Below are 17813 nucleotides of genomic sequence, written 5' to 3'. Positions count from 1 at the left end.
CAGCCCTTAACCAGGACCGAGCAGGACTTCGCCGCGACGCCATGCTGTCGGCGATCGGCCCGTGAACTCGCCCCAGTCCCGGACGAGATGGGCCTGGTCGGCGTAGCCGGAGACGGACGCCACATCGGCCCACGGAAGCGGGTCGCGCCGGGCGGCCAGTTCATGCGCGTGCTCGAAGCGCAGAACCCGGGCGAAGGTCTTCGGCGACAGGCCCACCTCACCGCGAAACCGCTCGGTGAGGTACCGACGGCTCCAGCCCAGGTCCTCAGCGACCCTCCCGATCTGGACACGGCCCCGCGCGGCCAAGAGACGGCGCCAGGCCTCGGCCACCTCGGGGCGCACCCAGGACACGGGATCGCCGCCGGCGCCGCGGCCGACGGCTCGCAGGAGCAACTCGTCCAGCACGGCGAACCGGGCGGTCCATGTCCTCGCCACGCGGAGCCGGTCGACCAGCTCGACGCCGAGCGCTCCGAGAAGCTCGTCGAGTGGGACCAGGCGGTGGGCGAGATCCGCGGCGGGCATGCCGTAGACGGCCCGGGCCCCGAGTGGTGTCAGCGACACCTGCACGCCTTCCTGGCGTCCGTCGTGGTGGATCGCGACGGACCGGCGCATCAGACCCCCGGCCACGCTGCTGAATCGGGTGACCGGTGATCCGTCGTCGACGCCTGCCGCCACATCCAAAGGGCCGGACAGACTGATCACCGCGGTGAGCACCCGGCCCGGCGGACCGCAGTGCACCCCCGTCGGGAACCCACGAAGATCGAAACCGGCATACGAGCCGACGTACCGCCGTAAGGCGGGCGCCGGACGTGCACAAACCCTGGTGGCCGTGTGGTCTTCCACTCTCGCAGTGTACGAACCGGCGGTCCACCGGTGTGCCCGCCTGTTCGACCGGGGCCGGTCCCCGAGGAAACCGGCCTGTCGGCGACCTTGCGTGATCGTCCGAGGCGTATCGGGTCCATGTCCCGCCGGTCTCGCGGACGAGGCGGCCGGTGGTCCTGTCGGGGTAGCCGAGAGCGTCCGCGACGACGGGGCCGGGTGGTTCGAGGAGTCGCTGTCGGACGGTAGCACCGCGGGCAGCGGCGGCCGGGATTCCGGCCTCGTTGTGGAGCGCGCCCGTGCCGAGCCGGCCGACGGCGCGCAGGCCTGCGCGGTGTGCCGCCCGGACAGGATGCTCCACCGCGAAGCCCTGACCCCGGGCCCGGGGCGGGCCCCGGCAGCGGTTCCGCCCCGGAGGCTCCCGGGCCGGGACTGCCCCCCCGGGAACGTCGCCGTCCCGACCTGCCCGCCGGAGTTCCCCGGCCCTTCCCCGGTGAACGGGGCTCCGTGGGTGTGTCCGTACGCGGGGACAGGGCCAAACCGTGCCGTGGGGGTGTGCGGGACAGGTCCGGGTTTTTTGGAGTACGGCCCGGCCCCCTGGTGCCGGCGGCGACCCTGCCACCGGCACCGGCACCGGCACCGGCACCGGCACCGGCACCGGCACCGGGCCCTGCCCCGCCCCCGCTGTGCGGTTGAGCGCGGTAGGGCGTTTCCGCGGTGAACCTCGCCCCGGGTGGAAGCAGCACCAGGCGCCGGGCCGGACCGGGACGGGTTCCAGGGTGTGACCCCGTGGCGATCAAGAACCTCGTGCGGGGCTTCGGCGCCCCGCCGGCCTGGTTCCCTCTCTCTCCGCCCCTGCCCCGTCTCTCCGCCCCTGCCGCGCAGCCCGGCTTCTCCTGCTCAGCGGCGACTGCCCGACCTGTGTCCCACCGGACCCCGCACCGGTCCGGGCCCGTCTTTCCGGCCTTGCGGGTCAGCTGGGGTGTGCTGTCGGGTCAGGTGAACACGACGGAGCGCACCTCGAGCCGCTCCAAGGCGCCGCCTGTGCGGGGTCGCAGGGGGAAGGAGTCGCCTTCACAGCCGGCGTCGGTGAAGACCGTCGCCCAGGCGTCCGTGCGGTTCTTCGGCGAGTGGCCGGGCCGAGGGTTGTCCTCGCCGACACCCGGGAGGTCGAGGCACTGTCCGCTGGGAGGGTTGTTGAGGAAGCCCGAAGCCTCGTGTCCTTCAACGGTCACGTAGTCGTAGCGGAACTGCCCGGACGCGGCCGATGCCGAGGCGGGGGTGGTCATGATGAGGACGCCGGCGCCGAGGGCGGCGGCCAGGGCGGAACGAAGACGCATCGAGAGATCTTTCTCCTCGGGGGAACGTTGCCGTGGCTGTCCCTGCCCGACGAGTTCGAACCGCACCCTCTCTTCACCCTTACGGACAGGGGCGAAACGTGCCTGCTCCCTCGAATGGCCCCGGGTGCGGTCTCACGTGGAGACGACCTCCACGGCCGCGCGACGGTGTTCCTGAGCGCGCCAGGCGGCCTCGCTCGCCAGGTGGCGCGCTCAGGCGGCAGTACTGCCCGGAGAGCGGTGCCGGGCGGCCTCACCGGTGACCGGGATCAGGTGGGGAAGGACTGGTTCCGCAGGGGCGGACGCTTTCGGCGCCCGTCATGGGAACGCCCGCTGTCGGCCCCGCGGTCGCGCACCTGCGCCGTGAGGGCCGTGGGTGCTTGCGGGGCTACCGGGTCCTGAAGCGGCGGAAGAGGTTGCGGGCGACGTGTACGCCCGGGCCCCCGAAGCCGACGATGTCGACGCGCCCGTCGCCGGTGATGTCGGCCAGGAAGCGCGGGTGGCGGTCGACTCGCCAGCCGCCCGCGTCCTCGTTGTACCCGAAGCCGCGGCATACCAGCTGGGCCTGCTCGAAGGTGCCGTCGCCCTTGTTGCGGGACACCCAGACGCCTTCGTCGCCGAAGCCGATGATGTCGGGGTTCTCGTCGCCGGTGACGTCGGCGAGGAGGCGGAGGTGCTTTCCGCCCGTCCACCCCTGGGCTTCCCCGTAATCGTTCAGGACGAGCCGGGAGGGCTCGAACGTGCCATCGCCGCGCCCACGGGCGACGACGACGCCCTGAGGTCCGAAACCGACCATGTCCGGCACTCCGTCGCCGGTCGTTCTGACCAGGAACCGGGGGTGGTCGTCGGTGGAGCTCCATCCCTGGCCGACCCCGAAGTCGGCGAGGACGTAGAGAGGTTCGGCGAATGCCCCCTCCCCGTCCTGGAGGGACACCCAGAGGCCGTCGTCGTGGCAGCCGACGATGTCGAGCCTGCCGTCACCGGTGGTGTCGGCGAGGAACCTGGGGTGTTTGTCGACCAGCCAGCCGCCGGCCTCCTCGCTGTGGCCGAACGCCCGGAGGGCGGGTTCGTCGGCGAGCGGTGCGAACTTTCCTTCCTGGTCCTGGAGGGACACCCGGAGCCCGTCGTCGTGGAAGCCGAGGATGTCGAGCCTGCCGTCGCCGGTGGTGTCGGCGAGGAAACGCGGGTGCTTGTCGGTGAGCCAGCCGCCGGCCTGCGGGCCGTGGCCGAACGCCTTCAGGACCGGTTCCCCGCCCGCGGGCGCGAACGTGCCGCCCTCGTCCTGAGGGGACACCCGGACGCCGTCGGCGGCGAGCACGACGACGCCGGGACGGCTCTCGCTCGTGAGGTCCGCGAGTGTCCACAGATCCTTGGGACTCGCGGAGGACGCGGGCGGGTGCAGGACCCGTTCGTCGTCGAAGGTCCCGTCCCCTCGGCTGGGGGAGGTCACCGCCCCCTTCGCGGGTTTCAGCCCCACGATGTCCTCGACCCCTGTTCCGGTGGTGTCGGCGAGGAACCGTTCGCCGAGCCCCGCCCACCGGCCTGCCCGGTCGGCCGGCCGGCGGTGGGGCCTGTCGGCCTTCCACCCCCCGGCATCCTGGTCGCCGCCGAACTTCTCCAGGACCAGCAGTACGTCGCTGAAGGAGGGCGTCGCGTCGGCTGCCGGCCGCAGAGCGCTCTTGTCGTGGGTCAGCCGCCAGGACTGACGGCTGTTCCAGTGGTTCAGCGGCGCCCAGCCCAGGACGAGGTCGCCGGTGCGCTCCGGCGCGCCCGGGACGAGACGCCACCGCTGGCTCCCGGCGCCGTCGTCGTACTCGGCGAGGACGATCCGGGTGTCGTCCTTTCCGGGGTCGGCGAGGTCGAGCACGGCGCCGTCGGCCGCGCCCTCGATGACGTAGAGGCCCGTTTCGTCCTCGACGGGGACGAGGCGCCACTGCTGGGCCTTCTTGTCGGCTGCGGCATCCCACTGGCGGACGCCGCGGTCCGCGGCGGAGGGATCGTCCAGCACCTTGCCGCTGACCGCGTTGCGGATGACGTACGCCGGTTCCTCCTGCGCTCCTGGTACGGGGGTGAACCGCCACTGCTCCGGGCTCGGGCCGTCATCGGCGTAGTCGCGGACGACGAGCGCCCCGTCCGCGCCCGGCGCGGCCCTGGAGCCGAGGGACTGACCGGTGGCGGCGTTGACGATCTCCAGCTTCAGTTCTTGCGTGGGCACGGCCATGGTGGTGCCTCTTCCAGGCGGGTGGGGCGACGGCTGGGGACGGGTACGGCGTGCTGGCCGCGGCTCACGTGAAGACGTGGTGGTAGGGGACGTCCCACTCGTTGGGCAGCCGCGGGTAGAAGGTGTTGATGACCGTCCCGGTGAAGTCCCCGCCCCAGTTGTAGGTGAGGCGTGCTTCGCTGTCCTTGGCCACCGTGTGGTCCTTGAACCCGAGGATGGCGTCGGGGTGGGTGATCGGCACGAAGGTGATCCCGCCCCACGGCGTCACCGTGACGACCCACAGCTGGGTGTCCTCCACCGCACCGTTCTTCCCCCGCCACTTGTCGCCCACCTTGCCGGGCAGACCCACCTGCAGGGTGTCGGCCGTGCTCTGCGGGGCGTCCTGGTGGACGGTGACGCGACGGCGCTGCGGCTTCGGGGCTCCGTCGTCCCCGCGACCGGCATCGGCGTCGGCCGCGCCGGCGGACGGCGGCGTCACCTGGCCCGCGGCGCTCTCGATGAAGTACAGCGGGCGCTGGCCGAAGAAACCGCCGGGGGTGATGTGCCAGAGGTGGCCCTGCGCGTCCTTGGTGGCCGGGTCGAGCGCGGTGGCCAGCTTGACCCCCTTGTCGTGGCTGCTCGCCGCCAGTTCCGCAGGTCGCAGGTATCCGCCGTTGAAGGCATGGACGAGCATGACCGGCCGGTTCTCGACCAGCGCGGCCACGATGGCGTTGTCGTAGCTGTTCACCGCCACCGGGCCGCCGACCACCAAATTCGCCATTGCCGTGCGCTCTTGGGTATACATCGCGGGAAACCTCACCTGTTCTTGATGGGGAGAACAACGCCTCAGGCGCTCAGTGAAGTGGTTTATCACGCGCCATTACCCAAAGTCCTGCCGATCGCGATCGATTGAGCTTCATAAGCGAATGTATGATCGGAGTAAATACCCCCAAAGCGGCTACTTTCGAGGTCAGGGCGCTGCGGTGGGGTGCCGGAAGGTCATCGATCGGGTGATCGGAATCGCCGGGAATTGATGATCACCCGTTTGAGTGCGATGGTCGGAGCGGCCTTCTCGGGTGATGGGGTTCCTGCTAGCTTCCATTTCCGGAGCGTGTGCAGATTTATTTTTTGCCAATTCACCGAGTGCGGTTTCGGCCAGATCAGTCGAGGACAGAAATTGCCTTCCCACGCGTACAACCTGGCACGGGCCAAGCGCCAGCCGCTGACGAAGAAGAACCTGCGGGAACTCAACATCGCGCAGACCTGGCAGTCCATCCTGGAGCACCCGAACCTGGTCTACGTCGACGACTACGGGGTGCGGCACAAGCCCGTCGGCTTCTCCGTGAACAAGTCGAGCTTCGGCTCCTTCCCCGGCACCGCGTACGGGCTGGGCTGGCTCGCCTACATGAACCTCGGCGAGCCCTTGATCGAGGAACGGCGCAACATCACCCAGCCCCCGCCCGACTCGTTCTCCTCGCGCGCCTACGTCAACCGCAGCCAGTCCGAGATGACCTTCACCGACTCCGTCGACTTCACCGTGTCGAACGGGGCCACCTGGTCACTCTCCGGAGACTCCAAGCTCACCTTCGGCGGCAGCGTCAGCGCCCAGCTGCAGCTGCAGCTGCAGAACAAGCTCGGCCTGAATCTCCAGGGACAGTTGGGCACACAGCTCAAGAACGAGATGGCGAACAAGAACGCCAACACCGTGACCAACAAGAACAGCAAGGACAGCGTGGGGGTCGACAACGCCAACACCGTCGACACGGCGGTGACCAACGGCATGACGAACTCCGCGTCGACCTCGCTGGCCGGTTCGGTGGATTTCACGACCACGGGCAGCGCTTCCGGCACCGCCGCGCTGAACGCCGCGCTGGCCCTGGGCATCGCGGCCTCCGTAGGCGGTTCGCTGACCACCGGCTGGGCCTCGAAGTCGCAGATCTCCGGCAAGGTCCCGCCGGGCTCCCGCGTGGAGACCATCGTCACCCAGCGCCGTGCCCTCAAGCAGTACACCTACGAGATCCCGGTGACGTTCTCCGGGCTGCTCGCGGTGAAGTACGCGGTCCCGGTGGCCGTCCTGTCCCCTCCTCAGTCGGCCGACTACCCCGGTCTCGACGAAGTGGTGGCCCGCGACATCGCCGACCTCGACCTGGCCGGCGGCGGCTTCCGCATGACGGGTCTGGCCGAGGTCGTCTCCGCCCTGGAAGTCCACCACACGATGTTCGACGGCGAGAGCCTCACCGACAGCGACCGAGACCTGTACAAGGGACCGTGACCGGCGGCCGCGGCCACCACGACCAGAGGTGACAACCATGGTGTTCAAAAACGTCTTCGACTCCGCGGGAACGGGCGCGGGGCTCTTCTCGGTGACCACCGACCGCGACAAGCCGCAACCGGGGGCGGACGTCGACTTCGAGGACGCCGACGACGACACGTACGACGACACGACCACGAGCCTGTTCACCAGCGGGATCCACGGCGCTTCCCACCGGGCGAAGACCGTGCGGGAAGAGGCGCCCGAAGCGCGGGCCATCCTCGGCTTCCTCGCCTCCTTCATCCAGACCACCCAGGCATCGGCCGGCGCCCAGGCCGCCTACGCCCAGGACCCGGGATCGGTGTCCACGGCCGCAGCCGCCGGCATGGACAAGTCCAGCGAGACGGTGACGAAGCGCGGCGACCTGCGGAAGGACGAGGACCTGCGGGTGCCGAAGAGGGACGACTTCAAGGCCCCCGACGCCCCGGCGTCCCCGAAGGCCGACCAGCCCCCCAAGGCGCCCAAGGCGACCGCCGAGAAGCCGTCCGACTCCCCGTAGGTTCACAGGGTGCGAGGGGGCAGGGGCGACGACGTCCCTGCCCCCTCGGGCGTTCACACGGGCAGCAGCTGCCACTGCCGGTCGCGGTGGTCGCCCTGCGCCCCGTACTGCTTGACCACCGTGGGGGCGTTGGTGTCGACGCGCAGCAGCAGACCACTGTTGCGGTTCGCGATCTCGTACGCCCGCGGGGCGTCGGCCCCCGAACCCACCGGAATCAACCTCCACAGCTGGTGGTCGGCGCCGCTGCCCTCGTAGGCGCGCTGCGCCACCACCGCCCCGTCGGCGGTGCCTCCCCCGACGACCTCCAGGACCTTGCCGCTGCGCAGATTCTCGATCCGGTACAGGACCTCGCCGTCGTCCTGGCCCGAGACGATCAGCCGCCACCGCTGGTGAGCCCTGGGGGAGGCGAGGGCCTGGTGGATCTCGGCCCCGTCCTTGGTCGACTCGCGCAGGACCCCCATCCGCAGCCTGCTGCGCACGTTGGCCCAGGAGACCACCGTGCCCGACTCCGGCAGCCCGGCCAGCTTCTCCGACGCGACCTTCCGGACCCGGTTGTTGAGGTGGTCGGCGATGTAGAGGGTGTCGACGCAGTCCACGGCGAGCCCGAACGGATTGTTCAGCTGGGCGGCCGCAGCCGGTTCGCCGTCGCCGCCGAAGCCTGCGGCGCCCTTGCCGGCGAACGTGGTGATCTCGCCATCCGGCGTCACCTTCCGGACGCGGTGGTTGTGGTAGTCGGAGATGTAGAGAACCCCGGTGCTGTCCACCACGACGCCCAGGGGCAGGTTGAGCTGTGCGGAGGTCGCCGGACCGCCGTCACCGCTGAACCCCGCGGCGCCCTTGCCGGCGACCGTGCTGATGGTCCCGTCGGCCGCGACCTTCCGGACACGGTGGTTGTTCCCGTCGGTGATGTAGAGGATGCCCGCACTGTCCACCGCCACGGCGTACGGGCGGTTCAGCTGCGCGGAAGCCGCTGGGCCGTCGTCTCCCTTGAATCCCGCCGCACCGGTTCCCGCGACCGTACTGATCTTCCCGTCGGCGCCGATCCTGCGGACCCGGTTGTTGGCGTGGTCGGAGATGTAGAGCGTGCCGGTGCTGTCCACCGCCACCCCCAACGGGTAGTTCAACTGGGCCTTGTCGGCCGGCCCTCCGTCGCCGCTGAACCCCGCGGCGCCCGTCCCGGCGATTGTGCTGATCTTCCCGTCAGGGGTGATCACCCGGACCCGGTGGTTGGCGGCGTCGGTGATGTAGACGCTGCCCGCGGCGTCCACCGCCACCTCGCGCGGGCAGTTCAACTGGGCCGATACGGCAGGACCGTTGTCGCCCCGGTAACCGGCGCCGGCCCCGGCTACGGTGCTGATCTTCCCGTCGGTGCTGACCTTCCGGACCCGATGGTTGTTGTAGTCGGAGAAGTAGAGGTTTCCGGTACCGTCCAGCGCGATGCCGTACGGACGATTCAGCTGAGCCGTGACGGCCGGCTCGTCGTCCCCCTTGAACCCCGCGACCCCGGTCCCCGCGACCGTGCTGATCTTCGGGACGAAACTCTCGCCACCGGCTTCCGTCCGAGCAGAGCTCATCGTCATCCCTTCACCGTTCACCGGCCGCCCACTACAGTCGGTTGTCGATCGATTCCAGCAAGACATGCGGGCGACCGGCTGGCGAAGTCACCAACGGGTGCTTTTACGCGTTGCGTTGACGGAAGTGCTGAGGAGCCGGTGCGACTCGGGACGAAGCGTTTGCCGGACGGCACGTCGACGGTCGCGGCGGCCTTCGCGGCGAGCGGCGGTTGCCGCGACGGAAGCGCCGCCGCCGTGCCCGGAAGACGGCGGGGGTGCGGGGGAGTGCGTGAACGCGCTCGCGCGGACGGGATCCGCCATCCCGTCCGCGCGAGCCGAGGTGCCCCGGCGGGTTCAGTTGAGCTGGTCCGGGTGCGGGCCGGTGCGCAGGTCGCGGTCAAGGGAGGCGATCGCGGTCGTCTCGTCGTCGGTGAGGGTGAAGTCGAAGACGTCGAGGTTCTGGCGGATGCGCTCGGGCGTCACCGACTTGGGGATGACGATGTTGCCGAGCTGGAGGTGCCAGCGCAGGACGACCTGGGCCGGGGACTTGCCGTGGCGGGCGGCGATCGCCGTGATGGCCTCGTCCTTGAGGACGGCGCCCTGGGCGAGCGGGCTCCACGCCTCGGTGGCGATGCCCAGGTCGGCGTGCACGGTGCGCAGTTCGCTCTGCTGGAGGCCCGGGTGCAGCTCGATCTGGTTGACGGCCGGGATCAGGCCGGCGCCGTCGATCAGCCGTTTGAGGTGGTCGGGCTGGAAGTTGGAGACGCCCGCGGTGCGGACGCGGCCGTCGGCGACGAGCTTCTCGATGGCCCTCCAGCTCTCCTTGTACAGGTCACGGGCCGGGGTGGGCCAGTGGATCAGGTACATGTCGACGTGGTCGAGGCCGAGCTTGGCGAGGCTGGTGTCGAAGGCGCGGAGCGTGGCGTCGTAGCCCTGGTCGGCGTTCCACAGTTTGGTGGTGACGAACAGGTCTTCGCGGGCTATCCCGGACTCGGCGAGGGCCTTGCCGACGCCGGTCTCGTTGCCGTAGATCGCGGCGGTGTCGATGGAGCGGTAGCCGGCCTCGAGCGCGGAGGCGACGGCGGCGGTGGTCTCGGCGTCGGGGACCTGGAAGACGCCGAAGCCGAGCTGGGGGATGTCGACGCCGTTGTTGAGGGTGACGGTCGGGATGCTCAGGGGTGCCATGGTGTGGGGGCCTTTCGTGGTTCAGGTGGTGCGGGGGGTGAGGAAGACGGCGTCCTGCGCGGTCAGCGGGGCGCCGGGGCGGACGGGGTGCTCATGGGGGTCCTCCTGTCTCTTTTCCGGAGAGGTCGCTGCGGGTGGGGTGGATCAGACGGTCGCCGGGGCGGGCTCGGTCGTCGTGACTCCGGTGACGACGTGGCCGGTCCGGCGGGTGCGGCGGTCGAGGTGGGCCGCGAGGAGGGCGAGGAGCAGTGCCGTGCCGGAGAGGATCGCGCCGACCCAGTTGGGGGCGGTGAAGCCGAGGCCGGCGGTGATGACGACACCGCCGAGCCAGGCGGCGAGGGCGTTGCCGAGGTTGAAGGCGCCGATGTTGGCGGCGGAGGCCAGGGTGGGGGCGGCCGAGGCCTGGTCGAGGACCCGCTTCTGCAGCGGCGGCACGGTCGCGAAGCCGAGGGCGCCGATCAGGGAGAGGGTGATCGCGGCCAGGATCTTGTCGTGGGCGGTCGCGGTGAACAGGAGCAGGGCGGCGGTGAGGGCGGACAGGGCGGTGAAGAGCATCGGCATCAGGGCGCGGTCGGCGAACTTTCCGCCGAGCAGGTTGCCGAGGAACATGCCGATCCCGAAGAGGACGAGGAGCCAGGTCACGGCGCCCTCGGTGTAGCCGGCGACCTCGGTCATCATCGGGGTGATGTAGGTGATCGCGGCGAAGACACCGCCGTAGCCGAGGACGGTCATCGCCATGGCGAGCCAGACCTGCACGTGCTTGAAGGCGGCGAACTCGCGGCGCACGCTCACCGACGCGGGGCGGCCGGCTTCGGGGATGAGCTTGGCGACGCCGAGGAAACCGATGATGCCGAGCGCGGCGACGACGAGGAACGTGACGCGCCAGCCTGCGGCCTGTCCGATGTAGGTGCCGCCGGGGACGCCGACGATGTTGGCCACGGTCAGGCCCATGAACATGAGGGAGATGGCGGAGGCCTTCTTCTGCGGGGCGACGAGGTCGGCGGCGACGACGGAGCCGATGCCGAAGAACGCGCCGTGTGCGAGGGAGGCGACGAGCCGGCCGGCCAGCATGAGGCCGAAGGTCGGGGCGAGTGCGGAGAGTGTGTTCCCGACGACGAAGAGCGCCATGAGTGCCATGAGCATCTTCTTGCGGGAGACCTTGGTGCCGAGGATGGTCAGCAGGGGGGCGCCGATGACGACGCCGAGGGCGTAACCGGAGACGAGCCAGCCTGCGGTGGGGATGGTGACGCCGAAGTCTCCCGCGACCTGGGGCAGCACGCCCATGATCACGAATTCGGTGGTGCCGATCCCGAAGGCCCCGATGGCCAGGGCCAAGAGCGCGAGAGGCATGGAGACGACCTTCCAATTGATTGCGTGGAGCGTTTACCTCGAAAGACAATAATTGCACGCGCGGGCTAAATGCAAACGCATGAAGCTCTGGATGTTTGTAGTCCGCGCATGCAACCATTGGGTCGGAAGGAGGTCGCCATGACCGCAACCGACCCCGCACTGACCGCCCTGGCCCAGGGCTGGACCGCCCTCTCCCTGCTCCACGGGCGGCTCGAGGCCCATATCGAGCGCGCCCTGCAGTCCCGGCACGGCCTGAGCGTGCGGGAGTACTCCCTGCTGGACGTGCTCAGCCGGCAGCACGACGGCGAGGGCGGCCACCTCCAGATGAAGCAGGTCGCCGACGCCGTCGTCCTCAGCCAGAGCGCCACCACCCGCCTGGTGACCCGCCTGGAGGACCGCGGCCTGCTCATGCGCTACCTGTGCCCCACCGACCGGCGCGGCATCTACACCAACGTCTCCGACGCCGGCCTCGCGCTCCTCGAAGAGGCCCGCCCGACCAATGAGGCGGCTCTGCGCGAGGCCCTCGCCGAGGCGGCCGGTGACGAGCGGCTCACGCCGCTGGTGCGGGCCGTCGAGGGCGCAGACGTGCCGCTGACGGTCCACGCGGCCTGAGCGCATCCCCGCCCGCCCCCTCGCCGCGCCGGCGTCGGCCCCGGCGTCGAGGGGGTCGGTTGCTCGTCAGGGACCGAGTGAATCACGCTCAACACGTGCGTGATGGTGCCCGGCCTTCGCTCGGGGATCGTCGCCCTGTCATCGTCATGGTGTCCGGGGGACCCCCGGCAGGAGTCCGCCCCGGCCAACCCCTACGGCGCGGACTCCGACCAGGTGACAGGTGCGCGGGCATCCCCAGCACCCCGCGGCCGGCCCCACATCCTGGGGCCGGCCGGGTACCGGACCAGGCCCACCAGCAGCGATCACCGCGCGGCCCACAAGAGCTGACGTGGACCACACGATCACGAACCTGTGGTGCGCCCTGACCCGTGGCGCCACCACGACGCGTGGTGAGCGTGGGGGCGGGTCGTCAGCGGTATCGACCGCGCTTCGGGCCCCGTGACCACGGGCGCGGCCGGGTGATGTGACGTGGCGGATCGGGCCGAGCCACTGCTGGTGGCGCTTCGGCCACGAGCCGTTTGCTTCCGCCGGTTCGGCTGAGCGGAGCTGCGCCACCTGACCCGACCCGCGGCGATCCGAAGACGGCAGGAACCCGCAGGCGCGACGTCGAACGGGGGAGGAGCACGGGCTGGTGGGCTCTATCGGCTTGGGGAGCGATAAGAATCTGGGCAGGCTCGGCGGAGCGGTCCACTCCTCACAGCACAGCCAGGGCCGAGTGCGGAAGATCGTGTCGCAAGTGCGCCGGCGTGACCAGCACTCGATCGACGAACACCAGACGATGCTTCGGGCCAGCACCGGCCTCGCGGCGGCGATCGCCGCCGCGCCGCTCCTGCAGCGCAGACTCCTGCTGCGCCTCCCATGCCGGGGCGAGCTCAGCGACGAGTTCGGCAAGATGCTGTCGGGATATGCCCGATAGGGCACGATGAGACAAGGCCGCGCGGGCTGAGGACATCACATCCACGGGTGTCGCGCCTCGCGCCGCCTACGCCTGCCGCCGCTCCCACTGATCCTTCGTGATCTCGTACCGCACACCCCCGTGCTCGGAACCCTCAACCGCCATCATGTCCTCCGGTGTGGGGATGCTCTCCGCGAGCGTCATCCCGAGCTTCTCCATGACGTTGCGCGAAGGGCGGTTCACGGTCATCGTCTCGGCCCAGACCATGCGGATCCCAAGCTCGGCGAACCCCTTCGCCAGCAGCGCCTGCGAGACCTCCGTGGCGTAGCCCCGGCCCCAGGCCGCCCGGCGCAGGCGGTAGCCGAGTTCGGCCTCCTCACGCGGGCCGCTGCGGAGCGGACGCAGGCAGAACCAGCCGACGAACGCGCCGCCGTCCTTCTCGTTGGCGGCGAACAGGCCGAGGTCGTGATCCCAGCGCTCGTAGCCGGCGAGGATGCTGGGGATGGCTAGGTCGCGGACCTCCTCAGGCGGAGTCGGAGCGCCGCCGGTCAGGTAGCGCATCACCGCCGGGTCGCTGTCCAGCTCGATCAGCAGGTCCGCGTCGGCGGCGGCGAAGGGGCGCAGAGTCAGACGCTCGGACTCGAGGTAGGTGGTCACGTGAGGAGCATGGCCGAGGCGGGTCTGACGGTCCAGGCGTTTTCGGACCACGTCTGTCACCGGGTGGGGCGCTGGAGGAGCAGCATGGGACGGCCGCCTTCACGTCATGGCCGGGGGCCCGCCTCTACCGCTCCCCAAGTCGTATGCGGGGCCGAATCCTTCGGCGGGCTTCGTCACGCCGGAGGAGCCGCGGCCGGTCGGTTCCATCGGCGGGGAACGAGGGGGCCGTTCCGGGCCGTCTCTCCACTCCCCCTGATCGCTACGGTCGAACTCCGGTCCCTTCCCGTAGCTTCGATGTTCTTCAGGAACAGCGTTTGCGCATGGTTCCGGAGCCGGTGGGGGACCGCCCCCCTCGCGGACGCCGATGAGAAAGGACAACCCTCTCGTACCTGGGGACGCGGCACGGCCGGCGGCTCTCCCGCGGTCTCCCGTCCAGCTCTCCGCACCGGAGCAACGAGATCTACGCGGCCCCCCGCCGTTGCGACGGCGTTCCTCCGTGCCGGCGGCCGCACCGGCCGGGCGAGCACCGACCGAGCCCTCGACCTTGCCGAGCAGACCGAACCTGAACGCCCGGCGGCGCGAGGCCGTCGAGCCGGACGGCCTGGACGAGCGGGGTGCGCGGTCCCCGACCTTCCCGGCCTGCGTCTTCGGACGCTGCCGGACGTGTTCGCCTGAGCCCGGGCCGAAGGCGTCGAGCTGCGGCTGGACGCCACCGGGGCGTGTGGCGGGGCAACGGCGTGCGGCGGGGGAACGGGGACGGCCGGGATACCCGCGTGCGGCCGGGACGGCGGGCTGTCTACGCTGCGTCCATGATTCGAATCGCCACACCCGAGGACATTCCCGTCCTGCACGCCCTGGTGCTTGAACTCGCCGCGTACGAGAAGGCACTCGACGAGGTCGTCGCCTCCGAGGCGCAGTTGGCCCAGGCCCTGTTCGGCGACCGGCCCGCCGCGTACGCGCATGTGGCGACGGCCGACGACGACGGCGAGGTCATCGGGTTCGCCCTATGGTTCCTGAACTTCTCCACCTGGCGCGGTGTGCACGGCATCTACCTGGAGGACCTGTACGTCCGCCCCGAGCGGCGCGGCGGCGGCCACGGCAAGGCGCTGCTGACGGAGTTGGCGCGGATCTGTGTGGAGCGCGGATACGAGCGGCTGGAGTGGTCGGTGCTCGACTGGAACGCCCCGTCCATCGCGTTCTACGAGTCGCTGGGCGCCCGGCCGCAGGACGAGTGGACGGTGTACCGGTTGACGGACAGCGCGTTGGCGGGTCTCGGGGGCGCAAAGCCCTAGGTGTATTGATCACGCGCGTTGTCACCATGCCACACCCCCATCAGGGCTGGTGCGAGGGTGGCGGCTGCCGGTGGAGAACCGTGCCGTTGCCAGCGTCGGACTCGTCGCAGGGAGGCGTTGTCCGGGCCTTTTGTCTGGAAGAATTGTGTGCATGACCCAAGGAAACGCCGCCGCGGCACCGCCCGCGCAGACTGAACCCCTGATCGTCGTGGCGGCGACGGTCGTCCGGGGCGGGCGGCTCCTCATGGTGAGCAAGAAGGCGGCTCCCGACGTCTTCTACCTCCCCGGGGGGAAGCCCGACGCGGACGAGGAGCCCCTGGAGACGCTGGTACGAGAATGCGAGGAGGAGCTCGGCGTTCGGCCCGTGGAGCCGCGGTTGCTGGCCGAGATCGAGTCCATCGCGGCTCTGGAAGGCGTCCCTCTGCGGATGACCGTCTTCGAGGCGCGCCTCAGCGGCACCCCCGTTCCGGCCGCCGAGCTTGCACACCTGCGGTGGGCGTCGGGTCACGAGAAGGACCTCTGTATCGCTCCCGCGGTACGGGATCACGTTCTGCCGCTGCTGAGGAAGAAGGGCCTGCTGGCGGCGTAGGACGGTCACAGGCTGCTCACACCGTAGGCCACGGGACGGTAGCCGGCCCAGCAGCCGGTACGCCCGCTGGATGTCACCGACGAGCCGGTCACCGTGGAACTTCGGATCTCTCACGGATCCAGACAAGGCCCGCAGCCTTCCACCGGCCCGGGGCCGGCCCGCCGTCAACTGTGGGGGCGGGCCCGTTCCCGGCGCGCGTGGACCACGTCGAGAACGGCCTGCCGGCCCCCTCCCGCGGCGCTCGACCGGATGGCTGGTGAAGCACGGAGGATCCGGCCACTGGGTCGGTAAGGCCATGGGGCCGGATCATGCGTTCGACGCGCCTCCCGGGCCGAGGAGACCTGCCGCACGGCCACAGGAACGGTCAAGGCCCCCTCGCCGCATCACATCGACGGCCCAGCCTCCGGGGAGGCTGTCGGGGGCAGCGCGGCGAAAGGCCAGGCAGGGGGCGCAGGCGTCGATCCGGCTGGAGCGCCGGACCGTGTGGTCCGGGCCCCCTCGGCCTCTCCCCCCACCCGCGACCGGTCCGCCGGGCCCGTGGAGCGTGGCGCGCAGCCCCGCCGCGGGCCCCACGCCCCAGCGAAGTCCCCGAGATGCCGCCGTACCCCTCCCTGGCCCGCTTGTCAGCAGGTCGGGACGGGGCGCGGCGGCACCCCCGCATCAGATGTCGCGGAAGATCTCGATCTGCGCGCCCACCGAGTTGAGGCGCTCGGCCAGTTCCTCGTAACCGCGGTTGATCACGTAGACGTTGCGGAGCACGGAGGTGCCTTCCGCCGCCATCATCGCCAGCAGCACCACCACGGCGGGGCGCAGGGCGGGCGGGCACATCATCTCGGCGGCGCGCCAGCGGGTCGGGCCCTCCACCAGGACCCGGTGGGGGTCGAGGAGTTGGAGCCGGCCGCCGAGGCGGTTCAGGTCGGTCAGGTAGATGGCGCGGTTGTCGTAGACCCAGTCGTGGATCAGCGTCTGGCCGTGCGCCGCGGCGGCGATGGCCGCGAAGAACGGGACGTTGTCGATGTTGAGGCCGGGGAACGGCATCGGGTGGATCTTGTCGATCGGGGCCTCCAGCTTGGAGGGCCGTACGGTCAGGTCCACCAGCCGGGTGCGCGCGTTGTCGGCCGCGTACTCGGGGGTGCGGTCGCAGTCGAGGCCCATCTCCTCCAGCACCGCGAGTTCGATCTCCAGGAACTCCACCGGCACCCGGCGGATGGTGAGTTCGGACTCGGTCACCACCGCGGCGGCCAGCAGGCTCATCGCCTCGACCGGGTCCTCGGAGGGGGAGTAGTCCACGTCCACGTCGATCTGCGGAACCCCGTGCACGGTGAGCGTCGTCGTACCGACCCCGTCGACCCGTACGCCCAGCGCCTCGAGGAAGAAGCACAGGTCCTGGACCATGTAGTTGGACGAGGCGTTGCGGATGACGGTCGTCCCGTCGTGGCGGGCGGCGGCCAGCAGGGCGTTCTCGGTCACCGTGTCGCCGCGCTCGGTCAGCACGATGGGCCGGTCCGGCGTGACGGAGCGGTCGACCTGCGCGTGGTACAGCCCTTCCGTGGCGGCGATCTCCAGGCCGAACCGGCGCAGCGCGATCATGTGCGGTTCGATCGTGCGCGTGCCGAGGTCGCAGCCGCCCGCGTAGGGGAGGGCGAACTGCTCGGTGCGGTGCAGCAGCGGGCCCAGGAACATGATGATCGAGCGGGTACGGCGCGCGGCGTCCGCGTCGATCGCCGCCAGGTCCAGCTGCGCGGGCGGCACGATCTCCAGGTCCACGCCGTCGTTGACCCAGCGGGTGCGCACGCCGATGGAGTTCAGCACCTCCAGGAGGCGGAACACCTCCTCGATCCGGGCCACCCGGCGCAGCACCGTACGCCCCTTGTTGAGGAGCGAGGCGCACAGCAGCGCGACGCAGGCGTTCTTGCTGGTCTTCACGTCGATGGCCCCGGAGAGGCGACGGCCGCCGACGACCCGCAGGTGCATGGGCCCGGCGTAACCGAGTGACACGATCTCGCTGTCGAGGGCTTCACCGATGCGGGCGATCATCTCAAGGCTGATGTTCTGGTTGCCGCGCTCGATGCGGTTGACGGCGCTCTGGCTGGTACCGAGCGCCTCGGCGAGCTGCGTCTGTGTCCAGCCCCGATGCTGACGGGCGTCACGGATGAGCTTGCCGATGCGTACGAGGTAGTCGTCTGACATACCGGCAGGCTATCTCAGATATGAGATGAGGCTGCTGCGGGGGTGTGCCATTCGAGTGACGGACGGGCGACAGGCGTTCACCGGCCCTCCGCGGGCCGGGCCTTCACTCGCCGGGCCTCGTCCGGCCCTTCGCATCGTCGCCCATACGGGCGCGGGGGGCCAGGCCGGCGCGGCCGTACGGGCGAGGGGCTGGGGTCCTCGCGGGCCGGGCGGGTGTCTGTAGGGGCGGTAGAGCGGGCCCGGTTCGGCGCGGCCGTACGGGCCGGGGTGTCGGTGTCCGCAGGGGGAGCCCCGGCGGCGGCGCCGGGCCGGGCGGGAACGTGG

15 protein-coding genes are annotated in these 17813 nt (G+C 70.6%); 5 read left to right on the top strand and 10 right to left on the bottom strand.

The features are described from left to right. Positions 1-6: 6 nt before the first annotated feature. From AMK24_RS09995 to AMK24_RS09975, 4 genes are all read right to left on the bottom strand, one after another. Positions 7-843: an AraC family transcriptional regulator gene (locus AMK24_RS09995; protein WP_073767225.1), complete on the bottom strand. Its 837-nt coding sequence runs from the start codon at positions 841-843 to the stop codon at positions 7-9. A 971-nt stretch (positions 844-1814) separates the two neighbouring features. Further along, complete coding sequence (locus AMK24_RS09985; protein WP_073767223.1) at positions 1815-2159, bottom strand: hypothetical protein; 345 nt, start codon at positions 2157-2159, stop codon at positions 1815-1817. A gap of 385 nt (positions 2160-2544) precedes the next feature. Then, positions 2545-4377, bottom strand: coding sequence for an RICIN domain-containing protein (locus AMK24_RS09980; protein ID WP_073767221.1), 1833 nt, complete (start codon positions 4375-4377; stop codon positions 2545-2547). Positions 4378-4441: 64 nt separating this feature from the next. Further along, a complete protein-coding gene (locus AMK24_RS09975; RefSeq protein WP_073767219.1) occupies positions 4442-5161 on the bottom strand; it encodes a hypothetical protein in 720 nt (239 codons plus the stop codon). Between the two features lie 372 nt (positions 5162-5533). On the opposite strand from AMK24_RS09975, the gene AMK24_RS09970 reads away from it, so the two are divergent. Together AMK24_RS09970 and AMK24_RS09965 are read left to right on the top strand one after the other, a co-directional pair. Then, positions 5534-6628 carry a hypothetical protein gene (locus AMK24_RS09970; RefSeq protein WP_073767217.1) on the top strand — a complete coding sequence of 365 codons (1095 nt, stop codon included), beginning with the start codon at positions 5534-5536 and terminating at the stop codon, positions 6626-6628. 37 nt (positions 6629-6665) lie between these two features. Continuing rightward, the gene (locus tag AMK24_RS09965) at positions 6666-7166 is read left to right on the top strand and encodes a hypothetical protein (RefSeq protein ID WP_073767215.1); all 501 of its coding nucleotides are present in this window, start codon (positions 6666-6668) and stop codon (positions 7164-7166) included. Between the two features lie 53 nt (positions 7167-7219). Here the strand turns inward: AMK24_RS09965 and AMK24_RS09960 are convergent, their stop codons facing one another. The 3 genes from AMK24_RS09960 to AMK24_RS09950 all read right to left on the bottom strand — a co-directional run bounded on the left by AMK24_RS09960 (position 7220) and on the right by AMK24_RS09950 (position 11254). Next, positions 7220-8740: an NHL domain-containing protein gene (locus tag AMK24_RS09960; protein ID WP_443333906.1), complete on the bottom strand. Its 1521-nt coding sequence runs from the start codon at positions 8738-8740 to the stop codon at positions 7220-7222. A gap of 333 nt (positions 8741-9073) precedes the next feature. Continuing rightward, on the bottom strand, positions 9074-9904 hold the full coding sequence (locus tag AMK24_RS09955) for an aldo/keto reductase (protein ID WP_073767211.1): 831 nt from the start codon (positions 9902-9904) through the stop codon (positions 9074-9076). A 144-nt stretch (positions 9905-10048) separates the two neighbouring features. Continuing rightward, the gene (locus AMK24_RS09950; protein ID WP_073767209.1) at positions 10049-11254 is read right to left on the bottom strand and encodes an MFS transporter; all 1206 of its coding nucleotides are present in this window, start codon (positions 11252-11254) and stop codon (positions 10049-10051) included. Positions 11255-11392: 138 nt separating this feature from the next. Between AMK24_RS09950 and AMK24_RS09945 the strand changes: the two genes are divergently transcribed. Then, positions 11393-11866, top strand: coding sequence for a MarR family winged helix-turn-helix transcriptional regulator (locus AMK24_RS09945; protein ID WP_073767207.1), 474 nt, complete (start codon positions 11393-11395; stop codon positions 11864-11866). 694 nt (positions 11867-12560) lie between these two features. Here the strand turns inward: AMK24_RS09945 and AMK24_RS33655 are convergent. After that, positions 12561-12827 carry a hypothetical protein gene (locus AMK24_RS33655; RefSeq protein WP_143203697.1) on the bottom strand — a complete coding sequence of 89 codons (267 nt, stop codon included), beginning with the start codon at positions 12825-12827 and terminating at the stop codon, positions 12561-12563. Positions 12828-12848: 21 nt separating this feature from the next. Then, positions 12849-13418: a GNAT family N-acetyltransferase gene (locus tag AMK24_RS09935; protein WP_047181899.1), complete on the bottom strand. Its 570-nt coding sequence runs from the start codon at positions 13416-13418 to the stop codon at positions 12849-12851. A gap of 773 nt (positions 13419-14191) precedes the next feature. Between AMK24_RS09935 and AMK24_RS09930 the strand changes: the two genes are divergently transcribed. Beyond that, complete coding sequence (locus AMK24_RS09930) at positions 14192-14710, top strand: GNAT family N-acetyltransferase (protein ID WP_274535068.1); 519 nt, start codon at positions 14192-14194, stop codon at positions 14708-14710. 151 nt (positions 14711-14861) lie between these two features. After that, complete coding sequence (locus tag AMK24_RS09925) at positions 14862-15299, top strand: NUDIX hydrolase (protein WP_073767201.1); 438 nt, start codon at positions 14862-14864, stop codon at positions 15297-15299. Positions 15300-15959: 660 nt separating this feature from the next. Here AMK24_RS09925 and AMK24_RS09920 read toward each other — a convergent pair. Beyond that, complete coding sequence (locus AMK24_RS09920) at positions 15960-17489, bottom strand: helix-turn-helix domain-containing protein (protein ID WP_073767199.1); 1530 nt, start codon at positions 17487-17489, stop codon at positions 15960-15962. Between the last annotated feature and the right edge of the window lie 324 nt (positions 17490-17813).

Origin of the sequence: Streptomyces sp. CB02366 (assembly GCF_001905905.1) — a bacterium.
GTDB lineage: Bacteria > Actinomycetota > Actinomycetes > Streptomycetales > Streptomycetaceae > Streptomyces.
Note: the sequence above shows the minus strand (reverse complement) of the source record. Positions and strands in the feature narration are given on the sequence as shown.